The organism is Intrasporangium sp. (genome assembly GCF_030452765.1).
GTDB lineage: Bacteria > Actinomycetota > Actinomycetes > Actinomycetales > Dermatophilaceae > Intrasporangium_A.
Genome location: NZ_JAKDLO010000108.1, coordinates 1 through 15,926, shown reverse-complemented (window position 1 = coordinate 15,926; position 15,926 = coordinate 1). Strand labels below are relative to the sequence as shown.

At 71.3% G+C, this 15,926-nt stretch carries 15 protein-coding genes; 3 read left to right on the top strand and 12 right to left on the bottom strand.

Going from position 1 to position 15,926, the window contains the following annotated elements; translation table 11 throughout:
• Nucleotides 1-630, top strand: a 630-nt coding sequence (locus L0H79_RS13980; protein WP_301485237.1) for a VOC family protein, incomplete at its 5' end; no start/stop codon positions are given.
• Between the two features lie 76 nt (nucleotides 631-706).
• On the opposite strand, the gene L0H79_RS13975 is transcribed toward L0H79_RS13980, so the two are convergent.
• Together L0H79_RS13975 and L0H79_RS13970 are read right to left on the bottom strand one after the other, a co-directional pair.
• Complete coding sequence (locus L0H79_RS13975; protein ID WP_301485236.1) at nucleotides 707-1,033, bottom strand: chorismate mutase; 327 nt, start codon at nucleotides 1,031-1,033, stop codon at nucleotides 707-709.
• An 18-nt stretch (nucleotides 1,034-1,051) separates the two neighbouring features.
• The gene (locus L0H79_RS13970) at nucleotides 1,052-1,333 is read right to left on the bottom strand and encodes an acylphosphatase (RefSeq protein ID WP_301485235.1); all 282 of its coding nucleotides are present in this window, start codon (nucleotides 1,331-1,333) and stop codon (nucleotides 1,052-1,054) included.
• Nucleotides 1,334-1,458: 125 nt separating this feature from the next.
• Between L0H79_RS13970 and L0H79_RS13965 the strand changes: the two genes are divergently transcribed.
• Nucleotides 1,459-3,474: an acyltransferase family protein gene (locus L0H79_RS13965; RefSeq protein ID WP_301485234.1), complete on the top strand. Its 2,016-nt coding sequence runs from the start codon at nucleotides 1,459-1,461 to the stop codon at nucleotides 3,472-3,474.
• Between the two features lie 124 nt (nucleotides 3,475-3,598).
• On the opposite strand, the gene L0H79_RS13960 is transcribed toward L0H79_RS13965, so the two are convergent.
• Nucleotides 3,599-5,539, bottom strand: a complete 1,941-nt coding sequence (locus tag L0H79_RS13960; protein WP_301485233.1) for a M3 family metallopeptidase — start codon at nucleotides 5,537-5,539, stop codon at nucleotides 3,599-3,601.
• An 18-nt stretch (nucleotides 5,540-5,557) separates the two neighbouring features.
• Nucleotides 5,558-6,730: a low temperature requirement protein A gene (locus L0H79_RS13955; RefSeq protein WP_301485232.1), complete on the bottom strand. Its 1,173-nt coding sequence runs from the start codon at nucleotides 6,728-6,730 to the stop codon at nucleotides 5,558-5,560.
• A gap of 219 nt (nucleotides 6,731-6,949) precedes the next feature.
• Here L0H79_RS13955 and L0H79_RS13950 point away from each other — a divergent pair, with 219 nt between their 5' ends.
• On the top strand, nucleotides 6,950-8,209 hold the full coding sequence (locus L0H79_RS13950; RefSeq protein WP_301485231.1) for an NAD(P)/FAD-dependent oxidoreductase: 1,260 nt from the start codon (nucleotides 6,950-6,952) through the stop codon (nucleotides 8,207-8,209).
• 3 nt (nucleotides 8,210-8,212) lie between these two features.
• On the opposite strand, the gene mutM is transcribed toward L0H79_RS13950, so the two are convergent.
• The 8 genes from mutM to L0H79_RS13910 form a co-directional block, all read right to left on the bottom strand.
• A complete protein-coding gene (mutM, locus tag L0H79_RS13945) occupies nucleotides 8,213-9,070 on the bottom strand; it encodes a bifunctional DNA-formamidopyrimidine glycosylase/DNA-(apurinic or apyrimidinic site) lyase (protein WP_301485230.1) in 858 nt (285 codons plus the stop codon).
• Between the two features lie 7 nt (nucleotides 9,071-9,077).
• Nucleotides 9,078-9,824, bottom strand: coding sequence for a ribonuclease III (gene rnc, locus L0H79_RS13940; RefSeq protein WP_301485229.1), 747 nt, complete (start codon nucleotides 9,822-9,824; stop codon nucleotides 9,078-9,080).
• A 7-nt stretch (nucleotides 9,825-9,831) separates the two neighbouring features.
• Nucleotides 9,832-10,026 (bottom strand): 50S ribosomal protein L32, encoded by a 195-nt coding sequence (gene rpmF, locus L0H79_RS13935; RefSeq protein ID WP_301485228.1) that lies wholly within the window; start codon nucleotides 10,024-10,026, stop codon nucleotides 9,832-9,834.
• A 1-nt stretch (nucleotide 10,027) separates the two neighbouring features.
• Complete coding sequence (locus tag L0H79_RS13930) at nucleotides 10,028-10,603, bottom strand: DUF177 domain-containing protein (protein WP_301485227.1); 576 nt, start codon at nucleotides 10,601-10,603, stop codon at nucleotides 10,028-10,030.
• Between the two features lie 116 nt (nucleotides 10,604-10,719).
• Nucleotides 10,720-11,217: a pantetheine-phosphate adenylyltransferase gene (coaD, locus tag L0H79_RS13925; RefSeq protein WP_301485226.1), complete on the bottom strand. Its 498-nt coding sequence runs from the start codon at nucleotides 11,215-11,217 to the stop codon at nucleotides 10,720-10,722.
• Between the two features lie 9 nt (nucleotides 11,218-11,226).
• Complete coding sequence (gene rsmD, locus L0H79_RS13920; RefSeq protein ID WP_301485225.1) at nucleotides 11,227-11,808, bottom strand: 16S rRNA (guanine(966)-N(2))-methyltransferase RsmD; 582 nt, start codon at nucleotides 11,806-11,808, stop codon at nucleotides 11,227-11,229.
• A gap of 21 nt (nucleotides 11,809-11,829) precedes the next feature.
• The gene (locus L0H79_RS13915) at nucleotides 11,830-14,049 is read right to left on the bottom strand and encodes an ATP-dependent DNA helicase RecG (RefSeq protein ID WP_301485224.1); all 2,220 of its coding nucleotides are present in this window, start codon (nucleotides 14,047-14,049) and stop codon (nucleotides 11,830-11,832) included.
• 1 nt (nucleotide 14,050) lies between these two features.
• Nucleotides 14,051-15,736 (bottom strand): DAK2 domain-containing protein, encoded by a 1,686-nt coding sequence (locus L0H79_RS13910; RefSeq protein ID WP_301485223.1) that lies wholly within the window; start codon nucleotides 15,734-15,736, stop codon nucleotides 14,051-14,053.
• Nucleotides 15,737-15,926: the final 190 nt, after the last annotated feature.

Sequence of the window (15,926 nt, the reverse complement as noted above, 5' to 3'; positions counted from 1 at the left end):
CGGCGCGTAGGCTCCCGGTGCATGTCGTCCCGTCCCACGCTCGACCATCTCGTCGTCGCGGCGGCCGACCTCGAGGCGGGCCGGGTCTGGCTGGAGCGGAAGCTCGGCTGCCCGCTCGAGCCCGGTGGGCGGCATACCGACTACGGCACGCACAACCTGCTGCTGTCGCTGGGGCCGAGCGCGTACCTCGAGCTCATCGCGCCCGAGGCCGCCACGACACCTGCGCGACCCCGCTGGTTCGAGCTCGACACCCCGGCGATGCGGGCGCGGCTCGCGGGCAGGCCCGCCCTCGTCCACTGGGTCGTGCGGGTCGGGTCGCTGGCGGGCGTGGCCGACGTGCGAGAGCTGTCCCGCGGGGCGAGCCGGTGGGCGTTGACGGTGCCGGACGACGGGTCGCTGCCGCTCGGTGGCGCCGCGCCCTCACTCATCGAGTGGCACTCGCCGCTGCCCGCGGCGAGCCTGCCCGACCGCGGGATCCGCCTCGCCGAGCTCGTGCTCAGCACGCCCGAGGCCGCCGCGCTGCAGCGGCGGCTGGCGGGGGTCGAGGCGCCCTGGCGGGTCCGGCACGGGGACACCGGGTTGCGCGCCCGGCTCACGACCCCGGCGGGCGGGACCGAGATCGTGGGCTGAGGCGCTGGGCACCCGCTCGTATGCCGTTCAGCTCGCCGCGTCTCCGCAGGGCACCTTCCTGCCGGGGGCCGACCGCTCAGCTCCCGTCAGGATCGGCGGGGGCCTCTGGCATGGCCGACGCGATCCGCTCGTGATGGTGGATCACCTCGGCGATCACGAAGCCCAGGAACTTCTCGGCGAACACCGGGTCGAGGCCGGCGTCGTGAGCGAGCGCCCGGAGCCGGTCGATCTGGCGTTCCTCCCGCGCCGGGTCGGCCGGCGGCAGGTTCTCCCGGGCCTTGAGGACGCCGACCTGCTGGGTGCAGCGGAACCGCTCGGCGAGCATGTGGACGATGGCCGCGTCGATGTTGTCGATGCTGCGGCGCAGGTCGGCCAGCTCGGCGGGGACCTCGGGTTGCGTCACGGGGTCAGGGTAGGTGGTTCACCGCTCGACGAAGCCCGCGATTCCGTCCCTCGGACCGCTCCACCGGGTCGTCACCGCTTGGACCCGGCCGGGTCGTCCGGTGGTCGTCGGCTGCTCGGCCAGGAGTGCCTCGAGCCGCTCGACGGCGGCGCGGTCCCCTTGGGCGACGACCTCTACGCGACCGTCGGTGAGGTTGCGCGCATGTCCGGCGAGGCCGAGCTCGAGAGCCTGCGCCCGGGTCCACCAGCGGAAACCGACCCCCTGCACCTGGCCCCGGACGAAGATCGTGGCCCGCACCATGGCACCGACAATAGGGCGCCCCCGCAGGTCGGACCCGCGTGGCTCCACCTGGATGTCCCCACGCGTCCCTATGCTCGCTGACAGCATCACCGGCACCACCGGCCAGGACCACCGAAGGGAGCGACGTGACGACGTCGACCGGAGTCCGCGTGGGCAGTACGGGTCGCCCGGTCGAGGCCACGACGCCGCCGTCGGGGTCGGCGCGCGGTGCTGCCGACCGAGGCCGGTCCCGGCGGATCCCGGGGCTCGACGGGCTGCGTGCAGTCGCGATCCTCGCCGTGCTCGCCTATCACCTGAACGCCTCCTGGCTGCCCGGCGGGTTCCTGGGGGTCGACGTCTTCTTCGTCGTGTCGGGCTTCCTGATCACCACGCTGCTGGTGCGCGAGCGACAGTCGACCGGGCGGATCGCCTTCGGCTCGTTCTGGCTCCGGCGGGCCAGGCGGCTGGTGCCTGCGCTCGTGCTGACAGTGGCGGTCAGCGTGCTCATCGCCCGGGTCGTCTCCTCCGACCTGCTCGTCCAGGCCGGTCGCCAGGTGTTCGGTGCCGTCACCTTCTCGACGAACTGGGTCGAGATCTCGGCCGGGTCGAGCTACTTCGACGCCACTGCTCCCCAGCTGTTCATGAACTTCTGGTCGCTCGCGGTCGAGGAGCAGTTCTACCTCGTGTGGCCGCTGGTGACGCTGCTGCTCGTGCGGCTCGCTCGCCCGCAGATGCGGGCCATGACTGCGTTGGCCATCGCCGCCGTCTCGACGGCGGCGATGGCCCTGCTGTTCACGCCAGGCGGTGACGGCACCCGCGTCTACTACGGCACCGACACGCACGTCATGGGCCTCATGCTCGGAGCGTCCCTCGCCTTCGCCTGGACCAGTCCCGCGCTCGCACTGCGGGTGCGGCCCTCCGCCTGGGGTGCTGCATCGCCCTTCGCGGTACCGGTCGCCGCGGTCGCTCTGGTCACCCTCCTGTTCGTGCTCGACGAGGAGCGCGTCGCGACCTTCCGGGGCGGGATCGCCCTGGCATCGGTCGCGACCGCGGTCCTCGTCGCGGGGCTGCTCGACCGCACCGGGTCGCGGGTGGCCTGGTGGCAGCGGCTCGCAGACCACCGGGTCCTGACGTGGATCGGGGTCAGGTCCTATGCGATCTACCTCTGGCACTGGCCCGTCATCCTCCTGGTCGCCGGAGACCTCCCGAGCGTCCCGGGGACATCCGAGCATCTGCTGACCCGGGCGTGGTGCGTGCTCGTCACGGTCGCGCTCGCCGACCTGACGCACCGGTTCGTCGAGACGCCCTTCCGGCGGCTCGGTTTCGCGGGCGTCGGGCGCCTCGTGGTCGACCGGACCGTGAGCTGGTCCGTCGGGGCCCGCCGGGCCGTCGTCGCGACCGCGACGGTGACCGGGCTGGTGATGGCGCTCGTCGTCATCACGGCTCCCGCCCAGTCCGAGACGGCCCGGATGCTCGAGGCAAACGCGGCCCTGGCCGCGGGAGACAGCCCGCCACCTGCGCCGTCTCGCACCGCCGTCGTGGGCACGAGCGCGTCCGACCCCGGCGCGAGCAACACCGGCCCCGCGAGCGTGGGCTCGAAGGCAGGGACCCCACCGGGGGCGGCAGCCGGCATGTGGGCGATGCCGGCTGGTCGCGAGATCGACGGCTACGGCGACTCGATGATGGTCGGCAGCGTGCACGCCCTGGACTACTACTTCCCGGGCATCCGGATGGACGCGAAGTCCAACCGGCGCTGGTCCGACGGCCTTGCCGCCGTCAAGGCGCGGGGCTCGGACAACCGACGCGCCGTCGTGCTCGCCTTCGGCACCAACGCGGGCGTGCAGGTCGATGACGCCGAGGCAGTCATCTCGGCGCTCGGGCCCAGGCGGATGATCGTGCTGGTCAACTTCATGGGTCCGTTCAGCCGGATCGCCGACGACAACGCCAAGCTGGCCGCGCTCGACACGGAGCACGACAACGTCGTCGTCGCCGACTGGGCCGGCGCCGTGCGCAACCACCCGGAGCAGTTGCAGTCCGACCGGATCCACCCGAGCCTCAAGGGCTCCCACCTGTTCGCAAAGGTGGTCCGCCAGGCCTTCGCCGACCTCTCGGAGCAGCACACGGGTACCAAGGTCGCCCTCAAGGACCTCCCGATGCCGTGACTGCACAGCAAGGACTCGGATCCGCATCTGCGTCGCCTTGACGCATCAGCGTCGCCTTGACGCACCTGCGTCGCCTCCAGGCGACGCAGGTGGGTCAATGCGGCGCTTGTCATCCGACGCGTGCTCACTCGGCGAGCCAGGCGGCATACGCGTCGAATGTGTACGGCCGCCCCAAGAAGTCGGCCACGAGGTCGGCGGCGTCGCGACGGCCACCCTGGGCGAGCACCCTGTCGCGATACCGCCGCGCCACCTCCGGATCGAACAGGTCCGTGCGGTCGAACGCCGAGAAGAGGTCCTTGGCGATGACGAGCGACCACATGTACGTGTAGTACGCCGAGCCGTACCCGTCGAGGTGCCCGAAGGCGCACTGCATGTGGGTGTCCTCGATGTAGGGGAAGACCGAGTAGCGCGCCATGAGCTCGCGCAGGCGGGCGGTGAGGTTGGGCGTCTGGTGGATGTGGACGTCGTAGGACAGCGCGGCGTAGAACATCTGGGTCCGGGCGTCGTAGCCCTTGCCGAAGTCCTGCGCCTCACGCATGGCCGCGACGAGATCGGCGGGGATGGTCTCGCCCGCCGCGTCATGGGCGAAGGCCGCGAGCACGGCGGCATCCCAGGCCCACTCCTCGAGCATCTGGCTCGGAGCCTCGACGAAGTCCCACTCGGTCGCCACCCCGGAGAAGCGGACCCACTCCTGCTCACCGCCGAGGACATGGTGGACGAGGTGCCCGAACTCGTGGAAGAGCGTGACGACCTCGTCGTGCTCCATCAGGCCCCGGGCGAAGTTGCAGACGAGCACCCCTTCCGGCAGCTGCACCCCCCGTACCCCGCGGACGAGGTCGAACTGGGCGGCGTGTTTGTACTTGCCGTCCCGCGGGTGCAGGTCGAGGTGGATCCGGCCGATCCGCTCACCGTCCCTGGTGACGTCGTAGGTCGCGACGTCCTCGTGCCAGGTCCGCGCCTCCGCCCGGGCAACCGCCTGCCACTCGAGCCCGAAGAGCCGGCCGGTGACGTCGAGCAGCCCCTGCCGGACTGCCTCGAAGGGGAAGTACGTCCGCACGAGCTGCGCGTCGACCGCGTGCTGTTCCTTGCGCACGAGCTCGGCGTAGTACGTCACATCGGCCGTGTCGATGTCCGTCGCGTCCGGACGGTCCTGCCGTAGCCGCTCGAGCAGCACCGCCTTGTCCCGCTCGGCCCGCTCCCCCGACAGGGCGGTGATCCGGTCGATGAACTGCTCGATCGCGCCGCCGGTCCTGATCATCTTGACCTCGGCGTCGTAGTCCGCCCACGTTGCGTAGCCGAGCAGCGCGGCGTGCTCGCGCCGCACCGCGAAGAGCTGCTGGAGCACCGCGTCGTTCGCCGGCCAGGCGATCGTGAGGAACCGTGTGACGAGCTCGCGCCGGGCCGCCGCGTCGTGGGCGAAGGTGCGGAACGGGATGACGTCGGGGTAGTCGGTTGTCACCGTCACCAGCCCGTCGTCGCCCACCGGATGTGCCTCGATCCAGTCCTGTGGCATGCCGACCAGCTGCTCGGGGCGCACCCGGATGCTGCGGACGTCCTCGCGGATGTTCTTGCTGAACTCCTGGCTGAGCAGGATCGCCTGCTCGGACAGCTCGCGCAGTCGGGCCCTGGTGGCTTCGTCCCGGTCGACCCCGGACCTGCGGAAGTCGCGCAGCGTGCGCTCGAGGACCCGGGTGGCGTCGGGGTCGAGGCCGCTCGCGTCGAGGTCGGCGAGGACGGCATACAGCTGCGTGTCGAGGCCGAGGTCGGTGTCGAGCTTCTGGGCGTCCTGTACGAGCTTCTCGGCACGCTCGCGGACCTCCGGTTCGGGGTGCACCTCGGAGATGAGCGACGCCATGGACGCGGCGTTGCCCAGCGCCGTCTGCGCCTCGTTCCAGATCCGCAGCACCGCCCTCGCGTCCGCGGGTGGCTCCGCCTTGAGGTCGTCGACGAGCCGGCTGGTCTCGACGAGCTGCGCCTCCCCACGCTCGGCCAGCCAGCCGAGCCACCCGGAGCGGTCAGGCAGAGCCAGCACGGTGGGTTCGGTAGCCGTGTGGTGGTCAGTCACCCCTGGAGCGTATGCCGCTCACCCCGCTTCGAGCGACGCGCTTCCTCCCGGAGTGGCCGAGGCCCCCGCCATCCGCTGGACCCGCAGCAGCAGGAGCACGGTGACGACGAGGACTGCGTCGAGCACGAGGACCGTGACCAGGGGAGGGAGCCACACCGCGGCCACCCCGACGACGGTGACAGCGGCCGCGGCCCCGACACGTTCGAGCCACGCGCCGCGGATCACGACGCCGAAGAACCACGCGTGTGAGGCGAGGTAGACGACGATGCCGCCGCAGAGGAGCAGCGCGAGCGGCACGGACCCGGGTCCGAGTGGGTCGGCGATGGCGAGATCGCTGCCGACGGCCACGGCGACGAGGCCGGCGAGCACGCCATACGTGACGTTCGCACCGAGCCGGATCGAGCGGATCGGGTCCGTCGTGCTGCCGAGGTGGGTGGCGACGATATTCTCGGCGCCGCCGAAGTAGGACCCCCACAGACAGATCAGGGCAACGAGCACCCCGACCGATGCGATCGCCGACGCGACGGTGATCGGCGTCTCCGAGATGACCCGTCCGATCGTCAGGACCGTCTCGCCGAACAGGATGATGAGGAAGAGACGCAGCCGCTCGAGCATGTGCTCGGCGTCGATGTCGAGGTGCTCGCTCTGCAGCCGCCTGCCCGGCAGCGGGTGCGCGAGCCAGAACCCGAGCAGCTCGACGAGCGCGGCCGCCGCCCACCAGGCCGGCCTCGAGGCCGGCGCCGCGGCCGCCCCGAGCAGCCAGAGCGGAGCAGTGGCCACGGCCCAGACGAGCGCCCGGGCATAGTGGGCTCGAAGGACGGGCGTCGGAGCCAGCAGGGCCATCACGACGTTGTGGCCCAGCAGGACGACCAGCAGCGGGACCACGAAGGTCCATCCCGTGTGGCCGAACGCGTCGGTGATCCCCGCATTCATGAACAGGCCGAGCAGCATGAGGACGACGAGGACGACCTTGGTGCGCGACCGGGCGACGTCGAGCGCGGTCACGTCGAAGCTGGTCGCTGCCCACACACCGAAGACGGCGACGAGCATGACCGCGGTCTCCGCGGCGCCCCGCCACGACAGGTGCTCGAGCAGGTGGTGTGACAGCTGCGAGACCGCGAAGACGAAGACGAGGTCGTAGAACAGCTCGAGCGGCGACACCTCGCGCCGGACCGCAGGTTGGACGCTCATCCAGTCAGCCTCCCAGCGTTGGGCGCGGGCCAACAGAGTGCCGCCCTCAGCTTGTTCACCGTCATGCGTTCGGAAGGACACAACAAGTCCGTGGGGCATGCGCCGGCTGAGCACAGATTGTCGCTTCTGGGCCGACTTGTTGTGTCCTACTGCCCGTCACATCCGGCGGCCCGATCACCACCCGAGGGACTCAGGCGGTCAGCGGCATACGATCGAGCCATGTCTGCCCAGCGCGCCACCCTCGTCGTCGGGGCCGGTCAGGCGGGCCTCGAGACGGTCACGGCGCTGCGCGACCTCGGCGACACCGAGCGCCTTGTCCTCGTCGGGGAGGAGCCGGTGCCGCCCTACGACCGGCCGACTCTGTCGAAGGGCTACCTCGCCGGGTCGCAACGGGTCTCCGACATCGTCTTCCACCCGGAGCCGTGGTTCGCGCAGCGTGACATCGAGCTGGTCCTGGGCGACCCGGTGACGGTCATCGAGCGAGACATCGCGGGAGGGCGGGCCACGACGGCGTCCGGGCGGGTCCTCGAGTTCACGCGTCTGGCCCTCGCGACCGGCTCGGTCAACCGGCGCCTCGAGGTGCCCGGTGCGGACCTGGAGACCGTGCTCGACCTGCGCGCACTCGCGGACGCGGACCGTCTCGCGGCAGCCCTCGACCGCCTGGCCCGGGACTCGGCCCGGCTCGTCGTCATCGGCGGCGGCTTCATCGGGCTCGAGGTCGCCGCGGACGCCCGCGCCAAGGGCGTCGAGGTCACCGTCGTGGAGGCGACCGACCGGCTGCTCGGCCGGGTCGTGTCGCCCGAGCTGTCCGACTTCTACCTCGGGGCACACCGCCGTCGCGGGAGCGAGGTGCTCCTCGGGTCGACGGCCACCCGGATCGTTCCCGACGGGGACGGGATAGGCGGTGTCGAGCTCGGTGACGGCAGGGTCGTCGAGGCGGCCGCCGTCCTGGTCGCCGTCGGCGCGTCGGCTCGCACCGAGCTCGCGGAGCAGCTCGGGCTCGACATCGCCGGCGGGATCGTCGTGGACGAGCACGCCCGCGCATCCGACGGAGTGACGGTCGCCGTGGGCGACTGCACGAGCCTGCCCAACCCCTACACGCGCGGCGCACCCGGTCGGCTGCGTCTCGAGAGCGCCCAGCATGCGTCGGACCACGCCCGGACCGCGGCCTCGACGCTGGCGGGCACCCCAGCGGCATACACGAGCGTCCCATGGTTCTGGTCCGACCAGGGCGAGCTGCGGCTGCAGATCAGCGGCCTCTACGCCGACATCGACCGCACCGTGGTGCGCGGCGACCCCGCGACCGAGCAGTTCACCCTGCTGCACTACCGGGCAGGTCTGCTCGTGGCGGCCGAGTGCGTCGGGACGAGGCAGGACCACATCGCCGTCAAGCGCGGCCTGGACAAGGGGATGACGATCGACCCCGATGCCGCCGCGGACGCCAGCGTGCCGCTCAAGCGGCTGCTGACGCCGCCATGAGGCTCACCCCCCGTGACGACGAGGCCGCGGCTGGCAGCGCGGGCACGAGTACGACGAGCGGTTCATGAACTGCTCCCGGCGGATCGGGGCGCCGCATCGGTCGCACGGCGTGCCCTCCCGTCCGTAGACGTGCAGGGACCGATCGAAAAATCCGCTCGCGCCGTTGACGTTGACATAGAGGGCGTCGAAGCTCGTCCCACCGTGTCCGAGCGCTTCGGTCATCACCTGACGGGCTTGCTCGAGGATGCGGCTCAGGGCCGGTTTGGTCAGGCTCGAGCAGAGCCGCTCCCCGTGGACCTGCGCGCGCCAGAGCGCTTCGTCCGCGTAGATGTTGCCGATCCCCGAGACCAGGGACTGGTCGAGCAGGGCCCGTTTGACGGCGCTGTCGCGCCGCTTCATCGCGAGCACGACCGCGCGCTGGTCGAAGGCCGGCTCGAACGGGTCGGGCGCGATGTGCGCCACGACCACCGGGATTCCGTCGGGACCGACCGGTGACAGGGCTAGCCCGCCGAACGTGCGCTGGTCGACGAAGCGCAGCTGTGGGTCGCCGTCGGCGAACTCGAAGCGCGCGTGACAGTGCTTCTCGAGGGGGGCGTCGGCGGGTTCGACGAGCAGCTGTCCGCTCATACCCAGGTGGATGACCAGCGCATCCGCCCGATCGAGCTCGAGCCACAGGTACTTGCCGCGGCGCCGCGCTGCAGTCACGGTGCTACCGAGCAGGCGGGCGGCAAGGTCGACCGGGCCGGGCTCATGGCGGCGCGCGACCCGGGCCCCGGTGATCGTTGCGCGCGCGATGCGACGGCCGGCCACGTGGTCGGCGAGGCCGCGGCGGACCACCTCGACCTCGGGCAGCTCGGGCATGTGTAGCTCAGGACACGGCCGGCGAGCTGTCGTCGAGGTGATGCCAGGCCTGTTGGGCAGCCCGCTGCTCGGCTTCCTTCTTGCTGCGCCCCTCTCCCTCGCCAAGGATGGTCTCGCCGACGACGACCCTGGCGTGGAAGTGCTTCTCGTGATCGGGGCCGGTCTCGTCGAGTGCGTAGTCGGGCGATCCGAGCCCGGCCCGGGCCGCCTTCTCCTGCAGCGAGGTCTTCCAGTCGAGGCCCGCGCCGAGCAGCGCGGCGCCGGCGATGAGCCCGTCGAAGTGGTGGTGGACGAAGGCAGCCGCGCCCGTCATGCCCGCCGAGAGGAAGACGGTGCCGATCAGCGCCTCCATCGTGTCGGCGAGGATCGAGGCCTTGTCGCGGCCTCCGGTCGCCTCCTCGCCCTTGCCGAGCATGACGAACTCGCCGAGCTCGAAGGTCCGCGCGACGTCGGCGAGCGCCCTCATGTTGACGACCGCAGCGCGCAGCTTGGCCAGCTGGCCCTCGGGCAGCTCGGGATGCCCGAGGAAGAGTGTCTCGGTGACGACGAGCCCGAGGACCGAGTCGCCGAGGAACTCGAGCCGCTCGTTGTTCGGCAGGTCGCCGTGCTCGTAGGCGAAGGACCGGTGGGTCAGGGCACGCAGCAGCAGCGGCTCGTCGATCTCCTGACCAACCACCTCGGTCAGGTGGGTGACCAGGACCTCGACGGGCCGCTGCGGTAGCGCCGTGACACCCTCGATGTCGGTGTCAGCCACGGCAGGCTCAGGCCTGGTGCTCGGTGCGCTCGGCCTCGGCGTAATGGCGGCCGTTGTAGGTGCCGCAACTGGGGCAGGCGACGTGCGGCTGCCGCGGGGCGGAGCAGCGCGGGCACGTGGTGAGGGTCGTCGGCGCAGCCTTCCAGTTCGCTCGGCGCGAACGGGTGTTGGACCGCGACATCTTCCGCTTCGGGACAGCCACGTCAGTTCCTCTTCTCTTGTGGGTCGGCCGCCAGCAGTCCGCTGAGGGCCGACCACCGTGGGTCGATCTCTTGATGATGGTGCTCCGGCTGGCCCGCGAGGGGGAGGCCGCACTGGGGACACAGGCCCGGACAGTCCTCGCGGCACACCGGTTGGAAGGGCAGCACCGGGACGACCGCGTCCCGGATGACGGGCTCGAGGTCGATCAGGTCGCCCACCAGCTCGTGCACCTCGTCCTGGTCAGGGTCGTCGCCCACCTCATGGTGGTGCGCCGCCCGATCGGTGTAGGCGAACAGCTCCTGGAAAGGCCCCTCGACCAACAGGTCGACGGGGTCCAGGCACCGCACGCAGGCACCGGTCGCCGTCCCGCTGACCGAACCCGTGACGAGCACACCCTCGACGACGGACTCGAGCCGCACCTCGATGCCCACCGGCGAGCCGGCCTTGATCGCGATGATGTCGGTTCCGAGGTCCTCGGGCAGCTCCACCGTCCGGTGGAGCTCCTGCATCGTCCCGGGTCGCCGCGTCAGCTCTCTGGTGCTGATGACCAGGGGTGAGCGCGGGTCGAGACGGTCCATGGCTCCAGACGATGGTTGACGAGTCCGGCCCTCGTCACGACAGACGTGGACCGACGCACAAGGTTACCGGAGCGCCGGGTCGCACCCAAATCTGGCTCTGCGGCGCCGGTCGCGAGTCAGTGAGCCGGGCCCACCCGCTCGAGCAGGGCCTGGCACACCGGCTCGGGCACCAGACCTGTGACGTCCCCCCCGTAGTGCACGACCTCCTTGATGAGCGAGCTCGAGACGTGCTGCCACTCGGGCGCCGCGACGAGGAAGAGGGTCTCGACCCCGGTGAGGTGATGGTTCATGTTGGCCATCGGCAGCTCGTACGCGAAGTCCGTGCCTCCGCGCAGGCCCTTGACCATCGAGGCGGCGCCCGTCTTCCGGCAGACGTCGACGACGAGCATGTCGGCGAACGCCTCGATACGGACGTTGTCGAGGTCGCCGATCGAGCCGGTGAGCAATGCGATGCGCTCGTCGATCGTGAAGGTACCCCGCTTGCCCGGGTTGTGCAGGATCGCGACGACGACCTCGTCGAAGAGCCGCGACGCGCGAGCGATGATGTCGATGTGGCCGTTCGTGACAGGGTCGTAGGAGCCTGGGCAGACACAGCGGCGCACGGAGGTCGTCACGACACCAACCTACGCGACGCCGTCGTCGAGGGGTGGCTCGGCGAACCACACCGCAGTCTCGCCGTAGCGCTTCTCGCCCGACAGCTCGAGGCCCTTCGGCCAGGCCGGCTGTGGAGAACGCGTCGACCGTTCGACGACCACGAAAGCCTCGCGAGCCAGCCACTCGTGCTCGACGAGCGCACTGAGGACTTCGGTCAGCACCTCCTCACGCACGTCGTAGGGGGGATCGATGAGCACGAGATCCATCGGTATGCCGCTGGGCGGGCCTGCCGCGAGCACGCGCTGGACCGTGTCGGCGAGGACGCGCGCACCCGGCAGGCCGACGCTCCTGACGTTGGCGCGGATCACCGAGGCCGCCTTGCGGTTCGACTCGACGAGCAGGACGAGCTCGGCTCCCCGGCTCACGGCCTCCAGCCCCAGGGCGCCCGAGCCTGCGTAGAGGTCGAGGACGTGCGCCCCGGTGAGCAGGTGGCGGTGCTCGAGCCGGCTGAAGAGCGCCTCGCGGACGCGGTCCGATGTCGGTCGCGTGGCCACCCCCTCGGGGGTTCGGAGCGTCCGCCCCCCGGCACGGCCGCTGATGATCCTCGTCATCGGTTGATCCTCGTCATCCGCTCAGCCGCGCTCGAGGAAAGCAGCCTGGTCCTCGTCGAGGCGGGTCGCGACGGCGGCGGCGAGGTCCGGGTGCCCGGCGAGGGTCGGGTCGGCTGCGACGATGGCGAAGGCATCCTCGCGTGCGTCGGCGATGATCTGCTCGTCCTCGCCGCGCCCCAGGCGAAGGTGACGCACCGAGCCGCCGCGGCCGCTCTGCCGGGCGCCCAGCACGTCGCCCTCACGCCGGAAGGCGAGATCGAGACGCGCCAGCTCGAAGCCGTCGACCGTGCCGGCCACCGCGCCGAGTCGCTCGGCGGCGGCGGATCCCGGCGCCACAGCCATGAGCAGGCACAGGCTCGGAGCGCTGCCGCGGCCGATCCGGCCACGCAGCTGGTGCAGCTGCGAGATGCCGAACCGGTCGGCGTCGACGACGACCATGACCGACGCGTTCGGCACGTCGACACCGACCTCGATGACGGTCGTCGCAACGAGGACGTCGACCTCGCCGGCCGTGAAGGCCCGCATCGTCTCGTCCTTCGTCTCGGTGTCGAGCCTGCCGTGGAGCACCGCGATGCGGACACCGGCCAAGGCTGGGTCTGCCCGAAGCTGCTCGTACATCGTGTAGACACCGGTCAGCTCTCGCGGCTCTCCCGCGTCCGGCGCGACATCCCAGTCGGCGGCATCCTCGTCGGTCGAGTCGCGGTTGGCCGTGAGGTCGGGGTCGGGCTCCCCGATCCGCGGGCAGACGACATACGCCTGGTGACCCTGGGCGACCTCCTCGGCGACCCGCTGCCAGGTCCGATCGACCCAGCCGGGCTTCTCGACGTCGACCACGTAGGTCGAGATCGGCGCACGCCCCGCGGGCAGCTCGCGCAGCGTCGAGGTCTCCATGTCGCCGAAGACCGTCATCGCGACGGTCCGCGGGATCGGGGTCGCGGTCATGACGAGCACGTGGGGAGGCCGGCTCGCCTTCTCGCGGAGGGCATCACGCTGCTGAACCCCGAACCGGTGCTGCTCGTCGACGACGACGAGCGCCAGATCGGCGAACTGGACGTGCTTCTGGATGAGCGCATGGGTGCCGACGACGATCCCGGCCGCACCGGAGGCGGCGTCGAGCAGGGCCTGCTTGCGGGCGGACGCTGTCTGGCTGCCGGTGAGGAGGGCGAGCTTCGTCCCGATCTCGCTGCCACCCAGCATCCCGCCCTCTGCGAGGTCGCCGAGCATCGCCCTGATCGAGCGGACGTGCTGAGCGGCGAGGACCTCGGTCGGTGCCAGCAGCGCGGCCTGCCCGCCGGCGTCCACCGCGGCGAGCATCGCGCGCAGGGCTACGACGGTCTTGCCGGAGCCGACCTCACCTTGCAGGAGGCGGTTCATCGGCCGGTCGCTGGCAAGCTCCTCGGCCAGCACCTTTCCGATCTCCTGCTGGCCGTCGGTGAGCGCGAACGGCAGGCGGGCGTCGAAGGCGGCGAGCAGGCCGCCCGGGCGCGGCACCCGCGGGGTCGCCGGAACGGACTTCGCCTCGTGACGGCGCTGGGCGAGGATCGCCTCGAGCGTGAGGGCCTCGTCGTACTTGAGGCGGGCAAGACCACGCCAGGGCTGGTCCTCGATGCGGGGCCGATGGACCAGCTCGAGTGCCTCCGCCCGGGTCATCAGCCGGCGGGCCTCGCGCACGTGCCGCGGGACCGGGTCGCAGATGCGCGCGACAGAGTCGAGGGCGAGCTCGACCATGCGACGGATCGTGAACGAGTAGATCTTGCCGGTCGCGGAGTACACCGGGATCTGGTGGGTCCGGTAGTACTCGACGAGCCGTGCGGCGTTGTCGTCGGCCCCGAAGAGCTCGTAGTCGGGATGAGTCAGCTGCAGGCGCCGGTGATACTCGCCCACCGTCCCTGCGAAGAAGCCGCGGACGCCCGGGCGCAGCTTGTTCTCGTGGCCGTGGGAGCTGAAGAAGGTCAGGTCGAGCTCGTGGCCCCGGCCGTCGGACAGGACAACGGTCAGCAGCGTGCCCTTGCGCCCACGCATGGGTCGCGCGGAGGCTCGGGCGACCTCGGCCACGACCATCACCTCATCGTCAGGGCGCAGCTCGGACAGGTCGGTCAGCTGGCCGGGCAACAGGTAGCGCCGGGGCGCGTAGTCGAGCAGGTCACCGACCGTGTGCAGACCCTTGGTGCGAGCCAGCTGCGCCGCCTGACCCTTGCGGACGAGCCTGGCCAAGGGGGTCTGCTCGGTCACCGCCGGCATGTCACTCGACCCCGAGCAGGAGGGGATACACCTGCTGGCCCCCGTGCAGCACGGCCGACTCGACGTCGCGACGATCGTGGCGGGCCGCCTCGGCGACCGCCTCGCCGAGCTCGGGCGTCACGCCGTGACCGACGAGCACGGTCAGCAGCTCACCGCCGCTCGAGAGCAGGCGAGCCCCGACCGCTGCACCCACCGTCGTGACGTCGGAGCCGACGATGACGATGTCGTCGTCGACGATGCCCAGGACGTCTCCCGGCTCGCACCGTCCGCCCGAGGTCAGGGCCGACCGGTCGGCGATCGCCACGGCCCCATGGCGGGTGCCTGCGGCTGCCGACTGCATCGCCAAGGCATTGGCGCTTGCCGACGCGGTGGGCTCGAAGACGGCGATGGCCGCCACACCCTGGACCGGCGTGCGCGAGCGGACCACGAGGACCTCGATCCCCTCGTCGGCGACCGCCCGCGCGGCGGCTGCCGCCGCAAGCTCGATGTCTGCGTCGTTGGGTAGGACGATCACGCCGTCTGCACCGGACTTGTGGCACTCGCGGATCGCTGCGATGAGCTCGCCGGTTGTGGCCCGCTGCCTGGGCCCCGTCGCGAGGGCCGTCGCGCCGGCCTGACGGAAGATGTCCGCCAGCCCGTCGCCGCAGGCACAGGCGACGACTCCCGTCCCCGGTGGGGTCGGGCCGACGGGAGGCAGGCGTACCGGCCTCGGCGCGTCCTCGACGAGCCTGGCCACGCGCACCTGCCGGGGTCGACCCGCCTCGATGCCCGCCTCGATCGCCGCGCCGACGTCGTCGATGTGGGCGTGAACGGTCCAGTGCCCCTCGCCGCCGACGACGAGCACCGAGTCGCCGAGCTCGACGAGCCGGGCGCGAAGCACGTCGGCCGTCTCGTCGGTCGCGTCGCCCAGCAGGTACATCACCTCGTACTCGGGTGGCGAGGGTGCCTCCGGCACCGGCTCGAGCCGCGGTAACGTCTGGCTCGGCCCGGGCGGGCGGAGGCTGCGTCGACGGCTCTCGGCGAGGCTGTGGGCCAGCCGGCTCTCGTCGCCCGCGCAGACCTCCTCGAGAGACTCGAGCAGCAGGACCAGGCCGGCCCCACCGGCGTCGACGACCCCCGCCCGAGCGAGCACGTCCAGCTGCTGGGGAGTGCGAGCGAGGGCTGCGCGGGCCGCATCGAGGGCGGCGAGCGTCACAGCGTGCAGACCCGACCCGACCCGTCGGACACCGGCCTGGGCGGCGGCGCGGGACACCGACAGGATGGTGCCCTCACGTGGGTCGGTCACCGCCTCCCACGCACGACGGTCGCCGGCGACGAGGCCCTGCGCGAGGGTGGCGGAGTCGATGACCTCGGCGCCCTGACACGGCTCGGCCAGGCCACGGGCGAGCTGGGAGAGTATGACGCCGGAGTTGCCACGGGCCGACCAGAGCAGGTTCTTGGCGAAGACCACGAGCAGGTCACCGGCACCCGTGTCGCCCGGCTCGGTCAGGGTCCGGTCGACCGCACCGTCGAAGGTGAGGAACAGGTTCGTCCCGGTATCGCCGTCGGGAACCGGGAAGACGTTGAGTGCGTCGATCTCGGCGCGGCGAGCGGCGAGCACCGAGCGGGTGAGGACCGCCCAGCGGCGGACGGCATTGACGTCGAGGATCTCAAGTCGCTCCTCGGGCGTCGGTGCTGCGCCTGACATGATGTCCTTCCTGCGTCATGCCTTCCTGCGTGCTGCTGCTCGGCAGGCTACTGCCTCCACGCGACAAGAACACGCCACGCACACCCCCGATCGATCGAGAGTGCAGCAGTCGTCATCGAGAGTGCAGCAGTCGTCATCGAGAGTGCAGCAGTCGTCATCGAGAGTGCAGCAGTCGTCATCGAGAGTGCAG

Bases quoted from the DNA above. Each gene is read 5' to 3' on its own strand.
- L0H79_RS13970 (WP_301485235.1), bottom strand. From the start codon at position 1,333: ATGGTGCGGGCCACGATCTTCGTCCGGGGCCAGGTGCAGGGGGTCGGT.
- L0H79_RS13955 (WP_301485232.1), bottom strand. From the start codon at position 6,730: ATGAGCGTCCAACCTGCGGTCCGGCGCGAGGTGTCGCCGCTCGAGCTG.
- L0H79_RS13950 (WP_301485231.1), top strand. From the start codon at position 6,950: ATGTCTGCCCAGCGCGCCACCCTCGTCGTCGGGGCCGGTCAGGCGGGC.
- mutM (WP_301485230.1), bottom strand. From the start codon at position 9,070: ATGCCCGAGCTGCCCGAGGTCGAGGTGGTCCGCCGCGGCCTCGCCGAC.
- L0H79_RS13930 (WP_301485227.1), bottom strand. From the start codon at position 10,603: ATGGACCGTCTCGACCCGCGCTCACCCCTGGTCATCAGCACCAGAGAG.
- rsmD (WP_301485225.1), bottom strand. From the start codon at position 11,808: ATGACGAGGATCATCAGCGGCCGTGCCGGGGGGCGGACGCTCCGAACC.
- L0H79_RS13915 (WP_301485224.1), bottom strand. From the start codon at position 14,049: ATGCCGGCGGTGACCGAGCAGACCCCCTTGGCCAGGCTCGTCCGCAAG.
- L0H79_RS13910 (WP_301485223.1), bottom strand. From the start codon at position 15,736: ATGTCAGGCGCAGCACCGACGCCCGAGGAGCGACTTGAGATCCTCGAC.